The sequence below is a fragment of the Meiothermus cerbereus DSM 11376 genome (assembly GCF_000620065.1).
Classification (GTDB): Bacteria; Deinococcota; Deinococci; order Deinococcales; family Thermaceae; genus Meiothermus; species Meiothermus cerbereus.
This window is the reverse complement of record NZ_JHVI01000022.1, coordinates 1-22,346: the sequence shown is the minus strand read 5'-3', so window position 1 is coordinate 22,346 and position 22,346 is coordinate 1. Positions and strand designations below refer to the sequence as shown.

Sequence of the window (22,346 nt, the reverse complement as noted above, 5' to 3'; positions counted from 1 at the left end):
GTGTTTTGGAACTCAAAGTTGTAGACACCCGCTTTGCTCACTACATGAAGATGGTCAGCAGATAGTAGGTGAGGGGCACAGTGAACAGGTGCGAGTCCAGGCGGTCGAGCAGACCGCCGTGGCCTGGCAGGAAGTGACCTGAGTCCTTTACGCCGCAGTAGCGCTTGAGCATGGATTCGGTCAGGTCGCCGAGCTGGGCGGCAAAAGAGAGCACCAGGTTGACCACAAACAACTCTACCGGCCTGAATAAGGCGAAGGGGCTTTCGGGATAGGCCGAGCGCACGATGGTGGTAAAAAGGAACAGCAGTACAAAGCTGGTGACAATACCGCCAATGGAGCCTTCGACGGTTTTGCCGGGGCTTATGGTGGGTGCCAATTTGCGCTTTCCCAGGTAACGCCCCACAAAATAGCCCCCAATATCGTTGGCAAAGCTAGTAATCAAAGGCAGCGCCAGAATCCAAAGCCCCACGTTGCCGTCGGGGGAGTGGCGCAACAGCAGGAAAAACCCCAGGGTCCAGGGCAGGTACAAAAAGGCCATCAGGCTGTAGGCAAACCGCTGGATGTTGGCGCCAACGATTAGCTCCGAGCTAAATGCACCAATCAGCACCAGGCCTAAGGCAATTTCCCGCCAGGGCACGCCGGGGTAGATGTCGTGGAGCTGGGGCAGGCTGAAGAGCAGCATGACCAGCCCCCCGCCAATCAGGAAGGCCATATTCAGCTCGATGCCCTTGTTGCGAAGCATATAGCGGAGCTCGAGCGAACCCACCACCAGGATGAATACCAGGGCCAAAAACATAAAAACGCGACCTTCCCACAGCACCACAAACAACACCACCACCCCGATCAGTGAGGAGATCACACGGGTGGGCAGCGAGGGGTCTGGTCGGGCTTCGGGCACCACGGGTTAAAGGATATCAGCAGGTTTTGGCGGCGATCCGGAGGGGGCTTGTGGACAGGTACCTCAGCCCTTCAGAATTTCCTGCTCTTTTTTGTTCAGGGCCTCGTCAATTTTATGAATGAACTCGTCGGTGATTTTTTGAATTTCGGCCTCGGCGCGTTTGATCTCGTCTTCGGAGAGGTGCAGGTCTTTTTCCAACTTTTTGGTCTTGTCCAGCGCTTCGCGCCGGATGTTTCGCACGGCGATACGGGCTTCTTCTGCGTAATGTTTGACCGACTTGACCAGATCGCGGCGGCGTTCTTCGGTTAAGGGCGGAATGTTAATGTACAACGCATCGCCTTTGTTGGTGGGGTTCAGGCCAAGATCGGAGTCGCGGATGGCTTTTTCGATCTCCTTGAGCATGCCCGGATCCCACGACTGAATCACCAGGGTGCGGGGGTCTGGCGAAGAGACTGTACCGACCTGGTTCAGGGGCATGGCGGAACCGTAATACTCCACTTTGATGTTGCTGAGAATGGCGGGATTGGCCCTTCCGGTACGCATGGTGGCGAGGTGGTGCTCGAGGGCTTCCAGCGATTTTTGCATGTGCTGTCTGGTTTCGTTGTACAGGTCTTTGAGCATGATTCCCTCCTGGGTCTGGGATAGCTTACCCCTAAAAGTGCCAGATGGGCGCGAGTTTGACGGTTGGGGCAACCCTCCTGAACTGCCGGGGAGCGCGGCCAGGGCTGGGCAAGACGCTAGCTGTGCACCAGGGTTCCTACCCGCTCACCCCTGATGATTCTCTCTAAATTGCCCTCGGTAAACATATCGAAGACCACGATGGGCATGTTTTGTTCCTGGCATAAAGCCATGGCCGTAGCATCCATAACCTGCAGGCCCTCGACCAGGGCTTGATGGTAGGTGAGGTCGTCGAACTTCCTGGCTTCTGGGTTCTTTCGGGGGTCGTCGCTATAGACCCCGTCCACCTTATTTTTAGCCATCAGTACGGCGTCCACGTTCATCTCCAGGCCACGCAGGGCTGCGGCGGTATCGGTGGTAACAAAGGGGTTGCCGGTTCCACCACCAAAAATAACCACCCGGCCTTTTTCCAGATGTCGGATGGCCCGTCGTCTTATGTAGGGTTCGGCTACCTGCTGAATGGTTAGTGAGGTCTGAACACGTGTTGGCACACCGATGTACTCGAGCGCATCCTGCAAAGCCAGCGCATTCATGATGGTGGCCAGCATCCCAATGTAATCGGCGCTGGCGCGATCCATGCCCACCCCCTGGCGTGCTCCACGCCAGAAATTGCCACCACCTACCACAATCGCGACCTGCACACCAAGCTGATGGGCCTTGGCCACCTCTTGAGCCAGCGCTTTGGTGGCCTCGGGCTGGATACCAAACCCATTGCCACTCATAAATTCACCCGATAGTTTGAGCAGAACCCGCTTGTATTTCATCCGGCCCCCTTTGCCGCAGCTTGTTGTTGGGCAGGGTAATAGCTGTATTTAGGTACGACCGCTCTCGACCAAAGTCCGTCTGCCCCTTGCAAAAGCAAAGGGTCGAAAGCCTTGCGACTCTCGACCCTGGCTGCCCATGCCCTACGCTCCAACTTCAAATCGGCAGAAGCGCTTGATCTGGATGTTTTCACCAATCTTGGCGATAGCGGCCTTGATCAAGTCGCCCACCTTGATTTTATCGTCTTTTACGAAAGGCTGCTCTAAAAGAACCATCTCCTCGTAGAATTTCTTAAGGCGGCCCTCGGCGGCCTTTTCGGCGATGTTCTGCGGCTTGCCTTCGTTGAGGAGCTGCTGAATATAGATGGCTTTTTCTTTCTCGAGGTCTTCCTGAGAAACTTCCTCGATGCTAACGTAACGAGGGTTGGCCATGGCGATGTGCATGGCGATGTCCTTGGCCAGACGCTGGAACTCTTCGTTGCGGGCTACGAAATCGGTTTCGGAGTTGAGCTCGACCAGCACCCCCACCCGCTGGTTGTGGTGGATGTAGGAACCGATGATGCCCTCCCGGGCCTCGCGATCGGCTTTTTTGGCGGCTTTGAGGGCGCCCCGTTCGCGCAGCAGAGTGGTGGCTTTTTCCATGTCCCAGCCTGCATCTTCCAGGGCTTTCTTGACATCGCTCATGCCAGCGCCGGTTTGCTCGCGGAGTTTTTTGATTTGCTCAAGTTGTGTCATTGGTTTCACCTCTTGTACGATTTTTGCGCATGAGTGGCGCTAAGTGGGTGGGCGTGCCCGAGCACTTATGGCTCTCGTTGGCGACGCCTGGCCCTGCTTACGCTTCGGCTACTTCAGTGGCCTGGTCGCTGCTGGCAGCGGCAGAAACCTCACGTCCGCCGCCACGAGCCTCCACAATCAGGTCGGTCATGCGGCTTACGATGAGCTGAATCGAGCGGATGGCGTCGTCGTTGCCGGGAACGATGTAGTCGCAGACATCGGGGTCGGAGTCGGTATCGGCCAGGGCGATCACCGGAATGCCCAGTTTGCGGGCTTCCTTAACGGCGATGGCTTCCTTGGTGGGGTCTACTACGAAAATGGCGTCGGGCAGACGGCGCAGCTTGCGGAAACCACCAAGGTTTTTTTGCAAGCGCTCGAGCTCGTGCTGAAGTTTCACCTGCTCGGTCTTGACCCGCTCTTTGATTTCATCGGAGGCAAAGAGGGCCTCGAGCTCGGCTAAGCGGTTTACCTGAGCAGTGATGGTGCGGAAATTGGTCAGCATCCCACCCAGCCAGCGCTGGTTGACATAAGGCATCCCAGCTCGGTCGGCTTCCTGCTGGATGATTTCTTGGGCTTGCTTTTTGGTGCCTACGTAGAGGATAGTGGCCCCCCGCATGGCCAGGTCCTGCACATACTTGAAGGTGCGCTCGAGCTCAACCATGCTTTTTTGCAGGTCAATAATGAAAATGCCGTTGCGCTCGGCATAGATGTAGCGCTTCATCTTGGGGTTCCAGCGCTTGGTTTCGTGGCCGAAGTGCACACCGGCCTCGAGCAGTTCCTTGATGCTTACGTTGACAGCCATAGTTTCTCCTGACGGGACGGTTGGAGCGGGCGTTAATTTGTGCAGTCTGCGCTTTTGCCCTGGGTACCGTTCCCTAACCCCAGGCAGCGCTTGGCACACCCAAAGGAGGAGTATAACCGAGAGAGACACTTTACGGAAGTCCCAAACATTGCTATACTCCTTGGTGCTGTTTGGCCCCTGGGGGCGTAGCTCAGCGGGAGAGCAGGTCCTTTGCAAGGACAAGGTCGGGGGTTCAAATCCCTTCGCCTCCACCAGAAAGCCAGACCAAGACTAGGCCTGGGGAAACCCAGGTTATTTTTCTTGCTTTTCAGCAACAGCGCCAGAAGCCCAGACCCTAGAGCGTTCCTGAGTGGCGAAATCCCGGCTAGCAGCCATATGCTAAAGGGATGAACACACCCGTTTGGGATGATGGAAACTGGCATCCCCTGCCACACCTGGAAGGGAACCTCGAGAGCGAGTTTTGCGTGGTGGGCTTGGGGGGTTCGGGACTTTCGGCCATCCTCGAGCTTCTAAGGCTGGGGCGAACCGTGGTGGGGATAGATGCGGGCTCGGTGGCGGGCGGGGCGGCAGGCCGCAATGGGGGGTTCTTGCTGGCTGGGGTGGCTAAGTTTTACCACCAGAGTGTGGCCGAGCACGGGCCTGCGCTTGCCCGAAGGCTCTACCAGGCTACCCTCGAGCAGATCGCCCATATGCAGCGCGAGACACCAGAGGCCATCTGGCCGGTGGGTTCGCTGCGCATTGCGGCCTCGGAGGAGGAACTGCAGGACTGTGCCGCTCACCTAAAGGCCCTCAGGGCCGACGGGTTTGAGGCCGAACCCTACGAAGGCCCAGAGGGGCAGGGCTTGCTGATTCCCAGTGATGCTGCTTTCAATCCCCTGCAGCGCTGTCGGACATTAGCGCGACAAGCCCTGGAGGCGGGGGCCCGGCTTTTTGAAAATACCCCTGCACACAAGATTAGTGGCCAGGAAGTGCAAACCCTCCAGGGGTGCATACGCTGCCAGAAGGTACTGGTGGCGGTGGACGGGAGGCTCGAGCATCTGCTGCCCGAACTAAAGGGCCGGGTACGCACCGCCCGCTTGCAAATGCTGGCTACGGCTCCGGTAGCCCGGCGCTATAAGCGGCCTGTCTATCGCCGCTGGGGATACGACTACTGGCAGCAGTTGCCCGATGGACGCATCGCGCTGGGAGGTATGCGCGACGCCGGAGGCGAGGCCGAGTGGACGGCCCAGAATGAACCCAGCGATACGGTGCAGCATCGCCTGGAGGCGCTTTTGCATCAACTTGGTATCGAGGCCCCCATTACCCACCGCTGGGCCGCCTCGGTGGGCTACAGCGCGAACGGGCTGCCCATTGCCGAGGAGGTGCGGCCCGACGTGTGGGCCATTGGCGCTTACAGCGGAACTGGAAACGTGGTGGGGGCTTTGCTGGGCCGTGAAGCGGCCTGGGTTTTACATGGCAGCCGGAGGCCGGGAGCGGTATTGCTAACCTGAGCCTGTGCTGTCGGCGAAAAGCAGTCGGCACGATCTGCACCCCGGCTCGGCTGACAGACTCGGCCCACTGAGAGCGGCCCCCACCATTCCCCCACGTACAACGGCTGGTGTTGTTTGATGTAATGGTGGCCTGGGCGTCGAGGAAACCTTGCGAGACTGCTGCAAACTCAGACGGCGCGAACCCAGAACATTAATTGGCCTACTGGGTGTTCATCTGATATACTCTCACCTTGCGTGATCCGAAAGGATCGCCCGTAGCGTTGTGCCCCATTCCGCTCTTCAAGTGGGCGTTATGGGTAAAGCCAGCCAGAAAGGAGGTGAACATGCCACAGTACGAAGTTAACGTCATCCTCAACCCCAACCTCGATGGAGCCCAGTCTGCTCTAGAAAAAGACACCATCAAAGCTACCCTCGAGCGCCACGGAGCCAGTATCAAAAACGTGGACGACTGGGGCAACCGCCGTCTGGCCTACCCCATCCAGAAAGACCCCGAAGGCAATGTGGTCTTTTACACGGTGGAGATGGCCGGTAACAACAATGCCGCGCTGGAGCGCGAACTGCGCTTGCGTGAGCACGTACGTCGTGTAACCATCATCCGCGACCGTCCCGAATGGCGAAACAGCCAGAAGAAGAAGTAGGCTGCTGGCTGCTGTTGAGTTCTGAGGCCGAGACCGTAATGGAACTCAAACCAGGCGCAAAACCCGAAGCCTGAAGAGGCCGACTAAAAAGCGCTACTAGAGATAAACTGAAGCAAAGACCGTAACGAAAAGGACTGATGAGTATGGCTCGAGGCCTCAACCGCGTAACCCTTGTAGGCACCCTTACCCAAGACCCTGAACTGCGCTACACGCCCGGTGGGCTGGCTGTCATGGATCTTAACCTGGCCGGCAACGATATCGTCACCGACGAGCAGGGCCAGACCCGCGAACCGGCCTGGTACCACCGCATTAAACTGCTGGGGAAAAGTGCAGAGTTCTGGGGCGACACCCTGAAGGCCGGTATGGCGCTGTTTGTGGATGGCAGGCTCGAGTACCGTTCCTGGGAGCAGGACGGGCAAAAGAAGAGCAGTCTGGACATCCGTGCCGACCGCATGGAGATTGTGAGTCTGGAAGGTAAGCGGGGCCAGGTAACCATCACCGATGCCCGTGGTCAGGAGCGCCTTAAGGATGGCTACAACCACGTAATGCTGGTAGGCAACCTGACCCGTGACCCCGAGCTGCGCTACACGCCCCAGGGAACCGCCGTAACCCGACTCTCGCTGGCGATAAACGAAAAGTACACCACCCGCCAGGGTGGAGAGCAGGAAAAGGTGCACTACGTGGAAGCTCAGGCCTGGCGCGAGCTGGCCGAGTATGCGGCAGAACTCAAAAAAGGAGACGGGGCGTTCCTAATCGGACGCTTGGTGAACGACTCCTGGACTGCTCAGGACGGCACAAGACGCTTCACCACCCGTGTGGAGCTCTCCCGCCTTGAGCGACTTGCCCGTGGAACTGGACAAAGTACAGGTGGAAACAGTTCCCAGATGGCTTCTATAGCCAAAGGCCGTACGGGTAAGGTAGATATTGAAGAAGGCTTGGAAGACGATTTCCCACCTGAGGAGGATTTACCGTTTTGAGCACCAAGAAGATGTCCAACCGTGGTGGCCCTAAGGGCGACCGCCAGGACCGTGGCGAGCGTGGTATGCGCCGTGGTCGTAAACCCAAAGTGGCTGCGGCAGTGGGGGCTTTCGACCTCACCGACTTCAAGAACGTTGAGATTCTTCGGCGTTTTCTGTCCGAGACCGGAAAAATTTTGCCCCGCCGTCGCACCGGACTCAACGCCCAGGAACAGCGCAAACTGGCCCGCACCATCAAGCGTGCCCGCATGATGGGTCTGTTGCCCTTCACCGAAAAGCTGGTACGGAAATAGGGGAGTGGAAAATGAAAGTGATTCTGCTTGAACCTATGGAGAACCTCGGCGATGTGGGGGCAGTGGTCAACGTGAAGCCGGGCTATGCCCGCAACTACCTGCTGCCGCGCGGAATTGCCACGCTGGCTACCGAGAGCAACCTCAAGACCCTGGAAGCTAAAATCCGCGCCCAGGCCAGGAAGGCTGCCGAACGCAAGGCCGAGGCCGAGCGCCTAAAGGAGCTCCTCGAGCCCATTACCCTGGTGCTCAAGGTAAAGGCCGGCGACCAGAAGATCTACGGCTCGGTTACCAGCCGCGAAATTGCCGCTGCCCTGGAAGCCCAGCACCAGATCACCATTGATCCCAAGAAGCTGGTTCTGGAAAAGCCCATCAAAGACCTGGGCGATTACGCCCTGGCCTACAAGCCCCACCCTGAAGTGCCCATGACCCTTAAAGTCTCGGTGGAGGCCGACAAGGCCTGAAGCCAGCTCCTGTAGAAATGCCGCCGGATTTGGCGGCATTTTTTGTTTGGCGGGAGTATGAAGCCTCCTGGATGGGAGTCCACGCCTGCGAAGCGTGCGATAAGGTTGGCTGAGCTTGTCGAAGCCAACGTCCCAACGGTCAATACGGGTATCCATTACGTGGTGTTCCCTTCGACAGGTTCAGGGAACCCCTGTTATGCCAGACTTGATACAACCCAATCAAGAAGAAGACCGTTGCGGGCGTATTTTTTGCCCTTGGGGGCAGCGATATGATACCGCCTTCAAGGCGAAAGACCCTAGAGCTATGTTGATTGCAGCCGTCCCGCAAAGGTTTTTCTGGCCCGGCTGGCTAGTGGAGCCGTAAGAACCCAACGAAGCCTGGCCGCATCGGGGGCTTTCTCATACCACAGATTGAATACTTCAACCAGCGTAACGCAGTGGGTGGGGGCTGCAATTTTTTCGATGGGGTCTTGCTTTCGAACTTGGCCCGCCTCCAGCACCCGAGCATAAAACCCCGGACGCTGGGCCTGGCGAAACTTTTTGACGAACTGCGGGTCATTCATGCGGGCGGCCAGGGTCGCGCAGGGAATGCGGGGGGCGGAGACTTCCAGTAGAACCTGACCGATGCGAAAACGGTCGCCAATGCGCAAAGGCGCAGGGCCGAAGCTCGAGAAGGTCAGGTTCTCGCCAAAGGTGCCCGGTTGCAGGGCCTCGCCCAGCTGCTCCATCCACCAGTCGTAGTCCTCGGCGCTGTAGACATACACCGCTTGGTCGGGGCCGCCATGGTGTTCCTGGTCGTCTATATGGTCGCCGACCAGCCCTAAAGTGGAAATTTGTGCGGCCTCGACCGGGCTTTTGTAGATGCCGGTGGTTGTCTTGTCAGGTAGAAGCTGAGGGTGGCCCAGGTTGACGGAGATCAGATGCATCTCCCACACTTTACAGCTCTCATGTGAACCCCGCCTGAATCGTTCCGTTAGGGATTGTCAGAGCACCCTGGTTTTTCGAGATGTTGCTACCCGCGCTTCAGGCGGGGGCCCCAGAAAAAGAACAAATCAAAGACGTTTCTTATCACCCACCTACAAAGCCGTTTTGGTTTCAAGATTTGGCTCTTAGGCGGTTTGCCAGAAGCATAGCCAGCCCCCGCCAGGCCAGCAGCAAGACCAAGGTTGCGCCCAGGGTTACAGCCCAGAAGACGAGATAACCGAGGTCGAAGGGTTTATTTAGCACCATAAAACGTAGCCAGACGCCAGTACTCACGGCGATGGCCCAGGTGTAGAGCAGGTTTTGCCAGGTGGGCCGGGTGTAGGTGCGCAGAAAGGGGGAGACCAGCCACCAAACCAGCAAAATGGGCAGGGCATTGCGGATGATTCCGGCTAGGCCGATGGGCTCGCCGTGGGTTTGCAGGCCAATAATGGCGAACAGCAAGATGCAAACGGCGTCGCCCCAGGCCAGCACTCGGCTTACGCGGCGGGTTGTGCGTACCATAGGCGGCTACTCGGCCTGGGTGGCCTCGAAAAAGACCTTTTCGGCACGGTAGGAGCTGCGCACCAGGGGGCCGCTGAACACCTCCATAAAGCCTTCCTCATAGCCCCAGTCGCGGTACATTGCGAACTCCTCGGGGGTTACGTAGCGCTCGACCGGCAAATGGTGTTGGGTGGGGCGCAAGTACTGCCCGAAGGTCACAATGTCCACCCCCACCGCCCGCAGGTCGCGCAGGGCCTGGCGGATTTCCTCATCGCTTTCGCCCAGCCCCAGCATCAGACTGGACTTGGTGAGCACCTCGGGGCGCACTTTTTTGGCGTGCTCGAGCACCCGCAGGGTCTGATCGTAGCCGGCGCGGGGGTCGCGCACGCGGGGGGTCAGGCGGCGGACGGTCTCGAGGTTGTTGGCAAAAACGTCCTGGCCGCCCTGTAGAACGGTCTCGACGTCGGCCAGGTGGCCCTGGAAATCGGGGGTGAGGGTCTCGACCTTGACCGAGGGGTCGAGCCGCTTGATCTGCCGCACCACCTCGGCAAAGTGGGCGGCCCCGCCGTCGGGCAGGTCGTCGCGGTCAACCGAGGTTAGCACCACGTACTTGAGGCCCATCTCGGCCACGGCCTGGGCCACATGCAGGGGTTCCAGGGGGTCTACCCAGCCCCTGGGGTTGCCGGTGTCCACCGCGCAGAACTTGCAGGCCCGGGTACAGACGCTGCCCAGCAGCATGATGGTCATGGTGCCATGCCCCCAGCATTCGCCGATGTTGGGGCACCTGGCCTCCTGGCAAACGGTGCTCAGGCGCAGCCGCTTGGTCATCTCTTTGAGGCGCTGGTAGTTGGGGCCGGTAGGCACGGTGGCTCGCAACCAGGCGGGCTTGTTGCGGTCGATGGGTTCGGGGCGTTCCTGGGCAATGCCACCCGGAATGACCTTGAGTTCGATCAGGCCGCCGTGCTGGAAGTCCTCGAGTTGAACGGTCTTGAGTTTGCTCATGCCGGTTCCTTTGCAGAAGTAGCGGGCTTGAAGTCGAAGCTGGGAAACTGCTGCCCGAAAGCCTGCACCACCCGTTCCATTACCTGGTTCATGCTAACCGGGTAGCCCAGGATTTTCTGGAGCGAGGTTACACCCTTGTCTTTAATGCCGCAGGGCACAATCAGGTTGAAGTCCTCGAGCTGGGTGTTCACATTGAGGGCAAAGCCGTGCAGGGCCACCTCTTGCTTGACCGCTACCCCAAAGGCACAGAGCTTTTCCTCGCGCTCGGGCCAGCCTGCCACCGGCGCGGCCTGGCGCACCCAGACCCCCGCGTAGCCTGGGGTGGCATAGGTCTCGATGCCATAGCTGCGGGCCACCTGCATGACCACCTGCTCGAGCTGCCGCAAGAACCCCCGCACCTGCCGCCCCACCGGAAAGATGGGATACCCCACCAGCTGGCCGGGGCCGTGGTAGGTGACGTCGCCCCCCCGCTCGATGCTAAACAGTTCAATGCCCATGGCACGGTACTGGGCCTCGCTCAACAGCAGGTTTTCGGCCCTGGCTGCACGGCCCAGGGTGATGGTGCGGGGGTGCTCCAAAAGCAGCAAAGTGGGCTTACGCCGCCCCGCCACCACCTCGGCGTGAACCTGCTTCTGGTATTCCCAGGCCTGTGCATAGGGCACTGTTCCAAGTTTTTCCACCTCGAAGGCGGCGCTCATACCTCTAAAGCATACTCCCAGCCTGCTGTTCGCATAGGAACGAAGCTACACATAGCTGCCAGGTCAACCCGCTTTTAGGGCCTGGAAAGCTTCTTCATACTCAGGCTGGTTCAGGCCCCGGCCAATCACCACCAGGCGCGACAGGGCCTGCACCGGCTGCTGGGCTAGCTCGAGGCTAAATATCTCACGCACCGACTGAAACAGCACCTGCTTGTCGAAGCCTTTTACGCTAAGGAAACCCTTGGCACGAAAAACTGCATCGGGTCGGGAAATCAGGTACTGATCAATAAACGCATTTACTTTTTGGCGCTCGAGCAGCCCTTCGGCGGTAAGGGTGAAACTCTGAACTTTGGGGGTGTGCAGGTGCTGGTAATGCTGGGGCCGCCAGTCCAGGTCGAATGCGCGCAGGTGCAACAGGTCTTGTGGGTCTACCCTTGACCGCGAGGTGCGGTAAATCTGGGCTAGCGGATTAATCTGGCGGATCAAGCCCTCAGCCTCGGCCACCTGCGCAGGGCTGGCCAGGTCGGTTTTGTTCAGCACCACGGTGCTGGCGTAGGCTAGCTGAACCGCGCCTTCGGGGCCATCGCGCAGGGTTTGCTCGAGGTTGCGGGCATCGGCCACTCCAATAATGCCGTCCAGTTCAAACTTGATGCGGGCAAATGGATCCATCACGGTCTGGGCTACTGGCACCGGGTCGGCCAGGCCTGATAGCTCGATTAAGACGTAATCAGGTTTGTCTTTGCGGGATACAAGCTTAAACAAGGCCGAGACCAGATCTTCACGTCCCACACAACACAAGCAGCCGTTGGACAGCTCGGCGATTCCATCGGTGTCCACATTTTCAATCAGTGAGCCGTCTATGCCCGTCTCCCCAAACTCGTTGACGATGATGCCGAACCTGTGGGCTTTGCTGGCTACCAGGTGGTTGACCAGGGTGGTTTTTCCGGCTCCCAAAAAACCCCCGATGATGCTTACGGGAATGCGCTTTTGCAATTGGGCCATGGGCATTACCATACTCCAGCGACTACGATGAAGGGAAACCAGCTTTACATTTGAGCTTGCCAGTTTAGCTTTTGTCGAATTGCAGACTGCTCTTAGTGACAAAAAATAGATGGAAACGCTTATACTTACCCCCGCTGCGTGGGCAGTAAGTCCCGCTAAGGAAGAACTAACATAGGTGTGTATGCTTAAAGTTTTGGTTACTGGTGCGTTGGGTCAGGTGGGTTCTGAGCTGGTTCCGGCTCTGCGTCGCTTTTACGGAACCGAACAGGTTTTGGCAACGGATATTCGGGGTGCGCCAGCAGAACATCCTTCGCTGGGTGGTCCGTATGAGCAGTTGGACTGTGCCAACGGAAATGCCTTACGGGAACTGCTCGAGCGCCACCGGTTCAAGGTGGTCTATCACCTGGCGGCCATCCTTTCGGCCCGGGCCGAGGCCGATCCTCAGCTAGCCTGGCGGGTGAACATGGAGGGCCTTTACAACGTGCTCGAGGCTGCACGCCAGATAAATGCCCAGGTCTTCGTTCCTAGTTCGATTGCGGCCTTTGGCCCAAACACGCCCCAGGATCACACACCCCAGGACACCATCCAGCGGCCCAATACCCTCTACGGCGTGACCAAGGTGGCAGGAGAGCTGTTGTGCGATTACTATGCGCTGCGGTTTGGCCTGGATGTGCGGGGCTTGCGGTATCCCGGCCTAATTTCCTACACCGCACACCCGGGCGGTGGCACCACCGACTACGCGGTGGAGATTTTTCATCATGCCCTGCGCCACAACCAGTACACCTCTTTCCTGGGGCCCGATACCCGGCTACCCATGATGTACATGCCCGATGCAATACGGGCCACCCTCGAGCTTATGCAGGCCGACCCAGCCCGGCTTCGCCACCGCAATGCCTTCAACATCATGGCTTTTAGCTGCACCCCAGCCGAGCTGGCCGCGGAGATCCAGAAACACCGCCCTGGTTTCAAAATGCACTATGCCGTGGATCCGCTTCGCCAGGCCATCGCGGAATCCTGGCCACGTACCCTGGATGACAGCGCCGCTAGAGAGGAGTGGGGATGGCAACCGCGCTATAACCTGGCTGGCATGACCGCAGATATGCTAGAAAAACTAGCCGAACGTGCCCTGAAGGAGGTCTGAATATGCCTTTGAACCGCCTGAGTGCTGTTTTACGCCCGAGCCTGGAAACCCTGGAGCAAGAAGGCCGCCGCAAGGGCCACGAAACTGTTGTGGTGGGGATTTTGCCACCCCAGGGCGATCGGGGGCCACGCTACTTGCTGCAAGGCTATGGCGATAAACCTTTTATCCGCATGAACTCCAACAGCTACCTGGGGCTATCCAGACATCCGGCCCTCAAAAAAGCTGAGGAGGAAGCCATCGAACACTTTGGCGTGGGGCCGGGAGCGGTGCGTTTTATTAGCGGCACCTATGCGCCGCACGTAGAACTGGAAGGCCACCTGGCTGCTTTTCATGGGCGTGAGGCGGCCATGATTTTTTCCTCGGCCTATGCCACCGTCCTCAGCGTGGTGGTGCCGCTTACTACCGACCAAACGGTGCTCATCAGCGACGAGCTTAACCACAACTGCATCATCAACGCAGTGCGCCTGGCGCGGCCTTTGGAGAAGTTGATTTACAAGCACCTCGACCTGGATAACTTAGAGCAAGCCCTGCAAAAGGCCGCAGCTTTGGGAGCCCGGCGGGTTCTGGTGATTACCGACGGGGTGTTCAGCATGCGCGGTTCGCACGCCCCGCTGGCAGAAATTGCCCGGCTGGTAGAACAGTACGATGAGCGGTTTGCGGAAAACGCCATTCTGATTGTGGACGACTCACACGGGGTGGGTGCGTTTGGCGCTACGGGTCGTGGCACAGAGGAGCACACCGCTGCGCAAGCCGACGTTTTGATTGGAACCCTGGGTAAAGCCTTTGGGGTGAATGGGGGATATGTGGTGGGCGCAGCAGACCTGATTGCTTATCTGCGCGAAACCTCTCCCATGTACATCTACTCTAATCCCATCACGCCGGGCGAAGCGGCCGCCGCGGTGGCTGCCCTAAAGCTGGTACAGGCCCCAGAAGGTCAGCAGCGCCTGCAGCACCTCTCCGCCATGACCGAGCGTTTTCGCCAGGGCCTTCTGAGCCTGGGATACGAGTCTTTCCCCGGAGCACACCCGGTAGTTCCGCTGCTCCTACGCGATGCGGCCCGAACCAACCGCCTGGTGGGCTTTCTGCGTGAACAGGGGGTTTTGGCTACTGCCATTGTGTACCCGGTGGTGCCCAAAGGCGAGGCCTCCATCCGATTCCAGATTTCTGCTGAACACACCCAGCGCGATGTGGACGAGGTGCTGGGCATTTTACAGGCTGCAAGAGCGGCCTGAGTTGATGGAGTATCCAGGGTTTGCTCTGCTAGACGCGCAACTAAAGTAACCTTCAGCAAAAACGCAAAGGGCTGCTCCAGCCTGTTTGGCGGTCTGTGCCCGCAGCGAAAAATAGCTACGGCCAGGCTAAACCCACCGGCTAGTAGTTTTGGTTGGGTTTGGCATATGCACCGTGCTCTAGTAGATGCATTTGGATTTCTGCTTGTGCGGGCTATACTTGTTTGGCAGATGGGCTACGTGCTGATCAGTCGGAAAGGTTGCCACCTCTGCGAGGAGGCCGAGGCGCTGTTGGCAGCGCAGGGTATTGCCTATACTTTTCAGGATGTAGACGCTGACGAAAATCTCAAAAATCTATATACCTTCCGGGTTCCGGTTCTCCTGCGCGAGGGCCGGGTGCTGCTCGAGGGCAAGTTTACCCTCGAGCGCCTATCCAAGAAACTATCGTTGTGACTGGAGGCTTTGAATGGATCCAATCCTAGTCGAAATTGGTTCGCTGCAAATACGCTGGTACGGGCTGTTCCTAGTACTGGCCATTTTTGCATCCTTTGAAATTGCCAAGCGTATTCTAAAGAGCTGGGGTTTTGACCCCGACCGATTCGAGCAAATTGCCTTTTGGGCTGTTATCTGGGGTGTTATTGGGGCCCGCCTGGGATACGTGCTTACAAGTCCGGGCGACTTCAGCAGCAACCCCATCTCGGCCCTCTACATCTGGCAGGGCGGCCTTTCTTTCCACGGGGCGATCATCGGGGGCCTGATTCCATTCATTTACCACTACTACCGCAGCAAAATCCCGGTCTGGGCCTACCTGGACGCGGTGGTGCCGGGTGTTGCAGTGGGCATTGTGGCAGGTCGCCTAGGTAACATCATGAACGGCTCCGATACCGTGGGCCGCCTGACCAACTGGCCCATCGGGTTTACCTGGCCCGCTTCGGCCAGCGGTTTTCCGGGTGTTTGCCCTGGCATCAACGACATTAGCGAGGTGGTGCGCTGTGCCCCGGAGGCGCTGGTACGCGGCCCAGTCCACTTTACCCAGTTGTACGGGGTTCTGATTGGGCTGGTTCTGTTGCTGCTTTCGATCTACTGGCTAAGGCAGAACCGAGCCTATGGCTATGTGTTTTGGCAGTTTGTTTTGTGGTACAGCCTTTTGCGCTCGGTCTTCGAGGAAACCTTCCGACTCAACCCGCTGTGGATTAAGGTTTACCTCAACGAGCAAGCAGGCATTGGCCTTTTCACCGCAACCCAGATAATCTCCATCCCCCTCATCGCCCTGGCCATCTTTTTCTTAATGCGCTGGAAGGGATCGCGTGAAAACCCGCCTGCTGCTGCTTCGGTAGGGTCTTCGGCCAGGCCCAGCACACCTGGGAAGAAACGCTAGATTTTGGTCGGGTCTTTCGTTTTTGGCAATACAATTGGAGTGATATGGCACATGCTGTAGTGATTCTCGCGGCGGGCTTGGGAACCCGCATGAAATCAAGGCTACCAAAAGTTCTACACCCCCTGCTGGGCAAACCCCTGGTGGGGTATTGCATCGATACCGCTTTTGCCAGTGGGGCCGAAAAAGTGGTGGTGGTCATAGGTCATGGGGCCGAACAGGTACGCCAGGTCTTCGAAGGGTACCCAAACCTGAGCTTTGTGGTACAGGAGCAGCAATTGGGCACGGCCCATGCCCTGGCCCAGGCAGAGCCAGTTTTGCAGGGTTTTCAGGGTCCCATTGTGGTAACCCAGGGCGATACACCCCTTACCCAGGTCGAGACCCTGACCGGATTGGTGCACACCATGCAGGCTGAGGGGGCAGGAATGGCCATGCTCACCATGCACCTTGATGACCCCACCGGATATGGCCGCATCCTGCGCGATGAACAGGGTCAGATTATCGGCAACGTCGAGCAAAAAGACGCTACCCCAGAACAAAGGGCAATTCAGGAGATCAACCCTGGAGTGTACTGTTTCGATGCCAGCCTCTGGGAAAAACTAAAGCTGGTGGACAATCGCAACGCCGCAGGTGAATACTACCTACCCGACCTGATTCGCATCTACCGCGAGGCCGGTCAAAAAATCGCCTCCATTGAGTCCAGGGATACGGGAGAACTTTTGGGCGTTAATTCCCGTGCCCAACTGGCCCAGGTGGAGCAGGTGCTGCTACAGCGCTTGCGTACCCACTGGATGGCTCTTGGGGTGCGGATGATCCAGCCCGAGACCATCTACATTGAGCCTACGGTCGAGCTGGCCCCCGATGTTACCTTGTGGCCAGGGGTAATTTTGCGAGGTAAAACCCGACTGGGTGAGGGGGTCGAGGTTGGAGCCTATGCGGCGCTAAGTGATACCGTAGTAGAGCCGGGAGGGAAGATCAAATCCCATACGGTTTGCGAAGAGGCCTACGTATCGAGTGGCGCCGACGCCGGACCTTTCGCACGGCTGCGCCCCAAAGCCTTTTTGGATGAAGGCGCCCATGTGGGCAATTTTGTTGAACTCAAGAATGCCCGCTTGGGTAAGCGGGCCAAGGCCGGACACCTGGCTTATCTCGGCGATGCCGAGGTGGGGGAGGAATCCAACATCGGGGCTGGGGTTATTACGGCCAACTATGATGGTCAGCACAAGCACAAAACCACCATCGGCAAGCGGGTGTTTGTTGGTTCTAACAGCGTTTTGATCGCCCCGGTTACGCTTGCTGACCATTCTTTTATTGCTGGGGGAAGCAGCATCAACCAGGACGTGCCCGAGGGTGCGCTCGCCATTGCCCGTGGGCGGCAACGCAACATCGAAGACTATGCTAAGCGCAAGCGGAGCCAGTAAAGCGCAAACTTCCCGGCCTTTTTGGCCCCTCCCTGTGCTGCTGCCAGGAGAAACCTGCACCCGAGGGGGCGGCCATGCGGTGGCCCGGCTTTCAGATGGGTTTCAGGGTAGCGAGTAAACTGTGTTTAGGAGATTGCCATGAACCTTGGAATGACGGAAATCCTGATTATCTTGTTGATCGCCTTGCTGCTTTTTGGCCCCCGCAAGCTGCCTGAGCTGGGGCGCAGCCTGGGCCAGAGTATCCGCGAGTTTCAACGCGGCGCCAAGAACATCCGCGAGGAGTTTGAAAAAGCCGCCGATGTGCAGGAGTTAAAAGAGATCAAAGAAGAGATCAGCAAGCCTCTGGAGGAACTCAAAAAGCCCCTCGAGGCCAAGGAAGAACCTAAGTCCTAGTGGGGGTTGCCATGCGTGAAGCCCCTTTGATGGAACACCTGGAGGAACTGCGCAACCGCCTAATCTGGGCCATAGTTTCCTGGGCGGCGATGACCGTGGTGGCCTTTACCTTTCGTGTACAGATCCTCGAGGCCCTGCGGCGGCCCCTGGACGCCTACAACACAAGCGCCTCGCTCAAAGCCGAGCTGATTGTGCTCAATATCACTGAGCCCTTCCTTACCGCTTTTAAGGTAGCGGCCTTTGGTGGACTGGCCCTGGCCCTGCCCTTTATCGTTTACCAGATCTGGGCCTTCATTGCCCCCGGTTTGTATCCTCACGAGCGCAGACTGGCGATTCCATTCATCCTGGGAGCGGGTTTTAGCTTTGCCCTGGGCGCGCTGTTCGCTTATTTTGTGCTGTTGCCTTTTGCCGTGCCCTTCTTGCTGGGTTTTTTGGGGGACGTGGTTACGCCGCAAATCTCCATTGGCATGTATATGGGTCAGGTGGTTACCTTCCTGGCCGTAATGGGTATTCTCTTTGAGATGCCGGTGGTGAGCTTCCTGCTGGCTAAGCTGGGGATGCTCTCCAGCCGCTTCCTGATCAGCAACTGGCGCATTGCGGTGGTCTTGCTGATTACCCTGGCAGCCCTGATAACCCCGACCGTAGACGTGGTCAACCTGAGCCTGGTTTCTATTCCCCTGATGGTGCTTTATGGCTTCTCAATTCTGCTGGTCAAGTGGGCTGAGCGGGGGCGTCCTAAAGAGGTTGAGACCAGCCCGGTCTGAGCTTGTCGGAACCTTTACTGGCATCACCCCACCAGCCGATGCGGCGATTGGTTGGGTGTATCAGGCGGGCTTGCCTCAAAGGGGCTGGCTTGGTATACCATTGTGTTCATGGACCAGCGAATCGTAGACTTGCGCAAAGAAGTAGATCGCATCAACCGGGAACTGCTCCGCTTGCTTTCCGAAAGGGGCCGGCTGGTGAGTGAGATTGGGCGGGTTCAAACTGAGGTGGGCATGCCCCACTACGACCCCAAGCGAGAGGAGGAGATGCTGGCCTACCTCACCCGGGAGAACCCTGGTCCCTACCCGGCCGAGACCATCAAGCGGTTGTTCAAGGAAATTTTTAAGGCCTCCCTCGACTTAGAGGAGAAGCAAGATCAGCAAAAATTTCTTTATTCCCGCCAGGTAAAACCCGAGGACACCACGGTTAAGGTAGGGGATGTGGTCTTTGGCCGGGGCAAGGTGCTGGTGGCCGGGCCCTGCTCCATAGAGTCGGAAGAGCAGATGTTCACTACGGCCAGGTTTTTGGCGGCGCACGGGGTCAAAGTATTGCGTGGTGGTGCTTACAAACCCCGTACCTCGCCATACGGTTTTCAGGGCATGGGGGAGCCTGCCCTGAAACTCGGACGCGCGGCTGCCGATGCCAACGACATGGTCTTCGTGACCGAGGTGATGGATACCCGCGATGTGGAGCTGGTGGCCCAGTATGCCGACATTCTGCAGGTGGGCACCCGCAACGCGCAAAACTTTGCCCTGCTGCGCGAGGTGGGCAGAGCCAACAAGCCGGTCTTGCTCAAGCGGGGCTTTGCCCAGACCATTGAAGAGTGGTTCTATAGCGCGGAATACATCCTCTCGCAGGGCAATTCCGAGGTAATCTTGTGCGAACGGGGCATCCGCACCTACGAAAAATGGACCCGCAATACCCTCGACCTTTCGGCGGCCGTCCTGGCCAAGCAGCTAACCCACCTGCCGGTGATTGTGGATGTAACCCATGCGACCGGGCGGCGGGATTTGCTGGCACCACTGGCTCGAGCGGCCCTGGCGGCTGGTCTCGATGGGGTTCACATTGAGGTACACCCCAACCCTAAAGTGGCCCTTTCCGATAACGAACAGCAGCTCGACTTTGCCCAGTTCGAACAGTTCCTACAGGCCCTTGGCGACCTGATGCCAAAGGCGGCCTCGAGCTCCCCTGCTTGAAGCTCCGCCAGCGCGATGAAATGTCAGTTTTGTCCCTCCTCGCTACCCATTACCCTGTACGCTGTTTATTGTGGGATTACTCGATAACCTCGTAGGCGCTTTTCTCAAACTAACCGACCCCACCCCGGAATATACCGGGCCGCGCTGCTTGCTCGAGCGCAACAGCGTGGGTGGGTGCGATAAATGTCAGCAGGTGTGCCCGCACCAGGCCATCAACTTGCAAAACTTTACCGTCGAGATAGATGAGGTGAGCTGCACCAGCTGTGGGCTCTGTACCGCCGTTTGTCCGGGCGTAGCACTGGAGTTTCCGCTTGGCCCAATCCAGGAGAAGCTGCACCGGGGCCAGGGACAGCTTCGCTGCTCCAAAGCGCCCGGTGCGGGCGACGAAATCCATTGCCTGGGCCAGCTTACGCCCGGGGTTTTAGCCGAGGCGGCCTCGCGCTTTGGTTCGCTCAAGCTGGCCCACGGCGACTGCCAAAGCTGCAAGATTGGTGGCCCTACCGTTCCAGAGCGGGTGCAATGGGCGCTGCAGGAAGCGAAGAGGTATTTTCCAGGGCTCGAGGCGCATATGCAGCAGGAGGCCTTACGTGGGGCCGAGGTGGGTCGGCGGGAGTTTTTTGGGGCGATGTTTGGCGGGGCCAAGCGCTCGGCTGCCGAGCTGGTGCCCAACCTGCCCCTGCCACCAGCGGAACCCTACGAGGACAAGCGGGGCGACCTGCCCGCAGAGCTGCGTTTGCGTAAAGTGGCTGCCTACCGAGCCCCGGCTGTGCAGTGGACGCGCATTGCGGTAGCAGAAGGGTGTACGCTATGCCCGGTTTGCACCAACGTTTGCCCCACCAAAGCAGTCGAGCGTGAACGCGACAGCGCAGGGGGCGAAGAGTACGTCTTGAAACTAAACGTGTCGGCCTGTACGGGATGCCGGGCCTGTGTGGAAAGCTGCCCGCCACAGGTAATTTCGCTTGTAGAGGCCAGCCGGGCAGAAGTTTTGGGTGAGCCCATCGAGCTATTTCGCGGAACGCCACCCTGGTACGACCTGTAATAGCGGCTTCACAGAGCTGCCCATCAAAGTTATCGCTGTGAAGCCCAGTGCCCACCCTTCGCTCCCTAGGGCGAAAAGAGCGTCGCCCCGCTGTTAGAGACTGTTCAGTCAAACCTGGGCTTCAACTGCCCGGAAAGGGTGCGCTCGATTATAAAGCGGCTTGCTCCTTGCTTAGGACGCGAAAGGCGACCGGCTTGGAAAGCACCAGGGCGGTGGTGGTGGTTCCGTACATACCCAGTTTTTGGTTGAGCACCTGCTCGAGCTCCTGTACGGAGCGAAAAACTGCTCGAATCAGGTAGCCATCGCGGCCCGTCAGGTTCCAGAACTCGAGCACATTGGGTAGCTGAGCAATGTAACGGATGGCTGCATCGTGGTTGCTGTGGGTTATTTCGGCCCGAATAAAGACCTCGAGGGTGTAGCCCAGTCTGCCTGGGTCTACCTCGGCCCGGTAGCCCCGGATGATCCCAGCTTCCTCCATCCGGCGCACCCGCTCGGCAACAGCAGGAGCCGACAACCCCACCTGCCGGCCAATCTCGCTAAAAGGCAGGCGGGCGTTTTGCTGGAGCAGCTCGAGGATTTTCCAAGAGGTTCCATCTAGATATTTAGAATCAATAGCCATATGCAAAGTTTACTTTAGTTTTGCTTGTTATGAGCCCACTTTTCTTTTGTTTTACCATTCTCAATCGCTCATGTGCCTACTACCATTAAGACATCGGCTCGAGTCGAGCCGATCGGGGAGAACGATATGAAGCACGCCCTTAACGCCAAAACTCTGGAGCAAAGCGCCCACACCGCCCTCGCCCTGTTTGTGCAAAAGCAAGGTGGCCAGCAAGACTGGTTGGTAGACCGGCATTTTGTGTCTGAGCACTTAATTCCAACGTTGCTTTATCGTTTGCAGGCGCACCTTCCCATCAAAGCCGATGAGCTTGTGGAGCTATGGGCTGAACACCTGGGTTTGTCCGAAACCCTATTGGTGAACTGGCGACCCCAGCTCGAGCCCTTCTTTGCCGAATACCTGAAGCTGCTGGCCCTCGAGTTGCAGGCCCACACGCAGAACCCACGGCTGCTGAACCGAATGCTGAGTTGCGCCAGCTAGTGTCCTGCCCCCTGAGGAACCCGTAGTGTGCTTCTTGCCAGGAAGCTCCGCTGGATACAGGCGCATTCGTTTTTCAACTTTTTAACCACTGGGTGTACTCGGACAAACACAGGTGAGACTCCGAGTGAAGCAAAATAGGGGAACCACTTTTAGGAAGAGGAGGTTCCCCAGATGCAGCTTACCACAGTTGGCAAAGAGGTCTTTAGGGGCGCCAGGAAAGCTTTAGAACTGGCCGAGGCCGGCGCAGGTGACCCCACAGTCCTTAGAACGCCTGCGCCAGCTCAAGCAGGTGGAAGCCCTCAGGAAACGGGGGGTACCCTGGAGCGAGGTGCAGGAGGTGGTGGGCCTCAGCCGGGCCAGCTACTACCGCTGGAAGGGAAGGCTCAAGGAGCAGGGACTCACCGGCCTGAAACCCAGAAGTAAGCGACCCCAACGCCTGCGGGGCAAGGTGCATTGGACCCCCGAGCTGCTGGCGCAGGTGGAAGGCTTGCGGAAGGAGAACCCCACCTGGGGGCGCTGGCCCATCTGGCTTTCCTTGCGGAAGGCGGGCTATACCTTGAGCGAGCGCACGGTGGGGCGCATCCTGGTCTACCTGGAGGGCCAGGGACGGGTGGAGCGGTGTCCTTTTCCCATCCGGGCGGTGCAGGTGGATGGGGGAAGCGAGTTCATGGCGGCGTTTGAGGAGGGCTGCCAGGCTCTGGGCATCCGGCTCTTCGTGCTGCCCCCGCGAAGTCCTAAGCTCAACGGCCATGTGGA

26 protein-coding genes, 1 tRNA gene and 1 pseudogene are annotated in these 22,346 nt (G+C 58.3%); 17 read left to right on the top strand and 11 right to left on the bottom strand.

The annotated features are described in order from the left end of the window. Positions 1-40 precede the first annotated feature (40 nt). The 5 genes from Q355_RS0109115 to rpsB form a co-directional block, all read right to left on the bottom strand. On the bottom strand, positions 41-901 hold the full coding sequence (locus Q355_RS0109115) for a phosphatidate cytidylyltransferase (protein WP_027877520.1): 861 nt from the start codon (positions 899-901) through the stop codon (positions 41-43). A gap of 60 nt (positions 902-961) precedes the next feature. Then, complete coding sequence (frr, locus tag Q355_RS0109110; RefSeq protein WP_027877519.1) at positions 962-1,522, bottom strand: ribosome recycling factor; 561 nt, start codon at positions 1,520-1,522, stop codon at positions 962-964. Between the two features lie 113 nt (positions 1,523-1,635). Next, positions 1,636-2,340, bottom strand: a complete 705-nt coding sequence (gene pyrH, locus Q355_RS0109105) for a UMP kinase (RefSeq protein WP_027877518.1) — start codon at positions 2,338-2,340, stop codon at positions 1,636-1,638. Between the two features lie 141 nt (positions 2,341-2,481). Next, positions 2,482-3,072 carry a translation elongation factor Ts gene (gene tsf, locus Q355_RS0109100; protein ID WP_027877517.1) on the bottom strand — a complete coding sequence of 197 codons (591 nt, stop codon included), beginning with the start codon at positions 3,070-3,072 and terminating at the stop codon, positions 2,482-2,484. A gap of 97 nt (positions 3,073-3,169) precedes the next feature. Then, positions 3,170-3,913 (bottom strand): 30S ribosomal protein S2, encoded by a 744-nt coding sequence (gene rpsB / locus Q355_RS0109095; protein ID WP_027877516.1) that lies wholly within the window; start codon positions 3,911-3,913, stop codon positions 3,170-3,172. Positions 3,914-4,092: 179 nt separating this feature from the next. On the opposite strand from rpsB, the gene Q355_RS0109090 reads away from it, so the two are divergent. From Q355_RS0109090 to rplI, 6 genes are all read left to right on the top strand, one after another. After that, positions 4,093-4,167, top strand: a tRNA-Ala gene (locus Q355_RS0109090). A 132-nt stretch (positions 4,168-4,299) separates the two neighbouring features. Further along, a complete protein-coding gene (locus Q355_RS0109085; RefSeq protein ID WP_027877515.1) occupies positions 4,300-5,403 on the top strand; it encodes an NAD(P)/FAD-dependent oxidoreductase in 1,104 nt (367 codons plus the stop codon). Between the two features lie 323 nt (positions 5,404-5,726). Continuing rightward, positions 5,727-6,041, top strand: coding sequence for a 30S ribosomal protein S6 (gene rpsF / locus Q355_RS0109075; protein ID WP_027877514.1), 315 nt, complete (start codon positions 5,727-5,729; stop codon positions 6,039-6,041). A 143-nt stretch (positions 6,042-6,184) separates the two neighbouring features. Beyond that, positions 6,185-7,018: a single-stranded DNA-binding protein gene (locus tag Q355_RS0109070; protein ID WP_027877513.1), complete on the top strand. Its 834-nt coding sequence runs from the start codon at positions 6,185-6,187 to the stop codon at positions 7,016-7,018. An 11-nt stretch (positions 7,019-7,029) separates the two neighbouring features. After that, the gene (rpsR, locus tag Q355_RS0109065) at positions 7,030-7,311 is read left to right on the top strand and encodes a 30S ribosomal protein S18 (RefSeq protein ID WP_027877512.1); all 282 of its coding nucleotides are present in this window, start codon (positions 7,030-7,032) and stop codon (positions 7,309-7,311) included. Between the two features lie 11 nt (positions 7,312-7,322). After that, entirely contained in the window at positions 7,323-7,772 is a 450-nt protein-coding gene (gene rplI / locus Q355_RS0109060; protein WP_027877511.1) for a 50S ribosomal protein L9, read from the top strand. A gap of 302 nt (positions 7,773-8,074) precedes the next feature. On the opposite strand, the gene Q355_RS0109055 is transcribed toward rplI, so the two are convergent. The 5 genes from Q355_RS0109055 to Q355_RS0109035 form a co-directional block, all read right to left on the bottom strand. Continuing rightward, a complete protein-coding gene (locus tag Q355_RS0109055; protein WP_027877510.1) occupies positions 8,075-8,698 on the bottom strand; it encodes an MOSC domain-containing protein in 624 nt (207 codons plus the stop codon). Positions 8,699-8,867: 169 nt separating this feature from the next. Further along, on the bottom strand, positions 8,868-9,257 hold the full coding sequence (locus tag Q355_RS0109050; RefSeq protein WP_036259140.1) for a DUF3054 domain-containing protein: 390 nt from the start codon (positions 9,255-9,257) through the stop codon (positions 8,868-8,870). A gap of 6 nt (positions 9,258-9,263) precedes the next feature. Continuing rightward, entirely contained in the window at positions 9,264-10,238 is a 975-nt protein-coding gene (gene lipA, locus Q355_RS0109045) for a lipoyl synthase (RefSeq protein ID WP_027877508.1), read from the bottom strand. Continuing rightward, positions 10,235-10,936, bottom strand: coding sequence for a lipoyl(octanoyl) transferase LipB (gene lipB / locus Q355_RS0109040; RefSeq protein WP_027877507.1), 702 nt, complete (start codon positions 10,934-10,936; stop codon positions 10,235-10,237). Before lipB ends, lipA begins: the two co-directional genes overlap by 4 nt. A 63-nt stretch (positions 10,937-10,999) precedes the next feature. Then, entirely contained in the window at positions 11,000-11,944 is a 945-nt protein-coding gene (locus Q355_RS0109035; RefSeq protein WP_245597542.1) for a CobW family GTP-binding protein, read from the bottom strand. 175 nt (positions 11,945-12,119) lie between these two features. On the opposite strand from Q355_RS0109035, the gene Q355_RS0109030 reads away from it, so the two are divergent. From Q355_RS0109030 to Q355_RS0108990, 9 genes are all read left to right on the top strand, one after another. Next, positions 12,120-13,079 carry an L-threonine 3-dehydrogenase gene (locus tag Q355_RS0109030; protein ID WP_027877505.1) on the top strand — a complete coding sequence of 320 codons (960 nt, stop codon included), beginning with the start codon at positions 12,120-12,122 and terminating at the stop codon, positions 13,077-13,079. A 2-nt stretch (positions 13,080-13,081) separates the two neighbouring features. Next, positions 13,082-14,311: an aminotransferase class I/II-fold pyridoxal phosphate-dependent enzyme gene (locus tag Q355_RS0109025; RefSeq protein WP_027877504.1), complete on the top strand. Its 1,230-nt coding sequence runs from the start codon at positions 13,082-13,084 to the stop codon at positions 14,309-14,311. Positions 14,312-14,539: 228 nt separating this feature from the next. Further along, positions 14,540-14,761: a glutaredoxin family protein gene (locus Q355_RS0109020; RefSeq protein WP_027877503.1), complete on the top strand. Its 222-nt coding sequence runs from the start codon at positions 14,540-14,542 to the stop codon at positions 14,759-14,761. 13 nt (positions 14,762-14,774) lie between these two features. Continuing rightward, the gene (gene lgt / locus Q355_RS0109015; RefSeq protein WP_027877502.1) at positions 14,775-15,686 is read left to right on the top strand and encodes a prolipoprotein diacylglyceryl transferase; all 912 of its coding nucleotides are present in this window, start codon (positions 14,775-14,777) and stop codon (positions 15,684-15,686) included. A gap of 44 nt (positions 15,687-15,730) precedes the next feature. Then, positions 15,731-17,104, top strand: coding sequence for a bifunctional UDP-N-acetylglucosamine diphosphorylase/glucosamine-1-phosphate N-acetyltransferase GlmU (glmU, locus tag Q355_RS0109010; protein ID WP_027877501.1), 1,374 nt, complete (start codon positions 15,731-15,733; stop codon positions 17,102-17,104). Positions 17,105-17,242: 138 nt separating this feature from the next. Beyond that, positions 17,243-17,497 carry a Sec-independent protein translocase protein TatB gene (tatB, locus tag Q355_RS0109005; RefSeq protein ID WP_027877500.1) on the top strand — a complete coding sequence of 85 codons (255 nt, stop codon included), beginning with the start codon at positions 17,243-17,245 and terminating at the stop codon, positions 17,495-17,497. Positions 17,498-17,508: 11 nt separating this feature from the next. Further along, positions 17,509-18,261 (top strand): twin-arginine translocase subunit TatC, encoded by a 753-nt coding sequence (gene tatC / locus Q355_RS0109000; RefSeq protein WP_027877499.1) that lies wholly within the window; start codon positions 17,509-17,511, stop codon positions 18,259-18,261. Positions 18,262-18,369: 108 nt separating this feature from the next. Next, entirely contained in the window at positions 18,370-19,455 is a 1,086-nt protein-coding gene (locus Q355_RS0108995; RefSeq protein ID WP_027877498.1) for a bifunctional 3-deoxy-7-phosphoheptulonate synthase/chorismate mutase, read from the top strand. Positions 19,456-19,525: 70 nt separating this feature from the next. Then, positions 19,526-20,494 (top strand): 4Fe-4S dicluster domain-containing protein, encoded by a 969-nt coding sequence (locus Q355_RS0108990; protein ID WP_027877497.1) that lies wholly within the window; start codon positions 19,526-19,528, stop codon positions 20,492-20,494. Between the two features lie 148 nt (positions 20,495-20,642). Here Q355_RS0108990 and Q355_RS0108985 read toward each other — a convergent pair whose 3' ends face one another. Continuing rightward, positions 20,643-21,113, bottom strand: a complete 471-nt coding sequence (locus Q355_RS0108985) for an Lrp/AsnC family transcriptional regulator (protein WP_027877496.1) — start codon at positions 21,111-21,113, stop codon at positions 20,643-20,645. 126 nt (positions 21,114-21,239) lie between these two features. Here Q355_RS0108985 and Q355_RS0108980 point away from each other — a divergent pair, with 126 nt between their 5' ends. Both Q355_RS0108980 and Q355_RS15675 read left to right on the top strand, forming a co-directional pair. Next, positions 21,240-21,590 (top strand): hypothetical protein, encoded by a 351-nt coding sequence (locus tag Q355_RS0108980; protein ID WP_027877495.1) that lies wholly within the window; start codon positions 21,240-21,242, stop codon positions 21,588-21,590. 171 nt (positions 21,591-21,761) lie between these two features. Further along, positions 21,762-22,346 (top strand): annotated as a pseudogene (locus Q355_RS15675) (helix-turn-helix domain-containing protein); the annotation flags it as partial.

Excerpts from the sequence above, each read along its gene's own strand:
- rpsB (WP_027877516.1), bottom strand. The coding sequence starts at position 3,913 with ATGGCTGTCAACGTAAGCATCAAGGAACTGCTCGAGGCCGGTGTGCAC.
- Q355_RS0109055 (WP_027877510.1), bottom strand. The coding sequence starts at position 8,698 with ATGCATCTGATCTCCGTCAACCTGGGCCACCCTCAGCTTCTACCTGAC.
- Q355_RS0109030 (WP_027877505.1), top strand. The coding sequence starts at position 12,120 with ATGCTTAAAGTTTTGGTTACTGGTGCGTTGGGTCAGGTGGGTTCTGAG.
- tsf (WP_027877517.1), bottom strand. The coding sequence starts at position 3,072 with ATGACACAACTTGAGCAAATCAAAAAACTCCGCGAGCAAACCGGCGCT.
- Q355_RS0109050 (WP_036259140.1), bottom strand. The coding sequence starts at position 9,257 with ATGGTACGCACAACCCGCCGCGTAAGCCGAGTGCTGGCCTGGGGCGAC.
- lipA (WP_027877508.1), bottom strand. The coding sequence starts at position 10,238 with ATGAGCAAACTCAAGACCGTTCAACTCGAGGACTTCCAGCACGGCGGC.
- Q355_RS0109085 (WP_027877515.1), top strand. The coding sequence starts at position 4,300 with ATGAACACACCCGTTTGGGATGATGGAAACTGGCATCCCCTGCCACAC.
- tatC (WP_027877499.1), top strand. The coding sequence starts at position 17,509 with ATGCGTGAAGCCCCTTTGATGGAACACCTGGAGGAACTGCGCAACCGC.
- Q355_RS0108995 (WP_027877498.1), top strand. The coding sequence starts at position 18,370 with ATGGACCAGCGAATCGTAGACTTGCGCAAAGAAGTAGATCGCATCAAC.
- glmU (WP_027877501.1), top strand. The coding sequence starts at position 15,731 with ATGGCACATGCTGTAGTGATTCTCGCGGCGGGCTTGGGAACCCGCATG.
- pyrH (WP_027877518.1), bottom strand. The coding sequence starts at position 2,340 with ATGAAATACAAGCGGGTTCTGCTCAAACTATCGGGTGAATTTATGAGT.
- Q355_RS0108980 (WP_027877495.1), top strand. The coding sequence starts at position 21,240 with ATGAAGCACGCCCTTAACGCCAAAACTCTGGAGCAAAGCGCCCACACC.
- rplI (WP_027877511.1), top strand. The coding sequence starts at position 7,323 with ATGAAAGTGATTCTGCTTGAACCTATGGAGAACCTCGGCGATGTGGGG.
- Q355_RS0108985 (WP_027877496.1), bottom strand. The coding sequence starts at position 21,113 with ATGGCTATTGATTCTAAATATCTAGATGGAACCTCTTGGAAAATCCTC.
- Q355_RS0109070 (WP_027877513.1), top strand. The coding sequence starts at position 6,185 with ATGGCTCGAGGCCTCAACCGCGTAACCCTTGTAGGCACCCTTACCCAA.
- tatB (WP_027877500.1), top strand. The coding sequence starts at position 17,243 with ATGAACCTTGGAATGACGGAAATCCTGATTATCTTGTTGATCGCCTTG.
- rpsR (WP_027877512.1), top strand. The coding sequence starts at position 7,030 with ATGTCCAACCGTGGTGGCCCTAAGGGCGACCGCCAGGACCGTGGCGAG.
- lipB (WP_027877507.1), bottom strand. The coding sequence starts at position 10,936 with ATGAGCGCCGCCTTCGAGGTGGAAAAACTTGGAACAGTGCCCTATGCA.
- rpsF (WP_027877514.1), top strand. The coding sequence starts at position 5,727 with ATGCCACAGTACGAAGTTAACGTCATCCTCAACCCCAACCTCGATGGA.
- Q355_RS0109035 (WP_245597542.1), bottom strand. The coding sequence starts at position 11,944 with ATGCCCATGGCCCAATTGCAAAAGCGCATTCCCGTAAGCATCATCGGG.
- lgt (WP_027877502.1), top strand. The coding sequence starts at position 14,775 with ATGGATCCAATCCTAGTCGAAATTGGTTCGCTGCAAATACGCTGGTAC.
- Q355_RS0109025 (WP_027877504.1), top strand. The coding sequence starts at position 13,082 with ATGCCTTTGAACCGCCTGAGTGCTGTTTTACGCCCGAGCCTGGAAACC.
- Q355_RS0109020 (WP_027877503.1), top strand. The coding sequence starts at position 14,540 with ATGGGCTACGTGCTGATCAGTCGGAAAGGTTGCCACCTCTGCGAGGAG.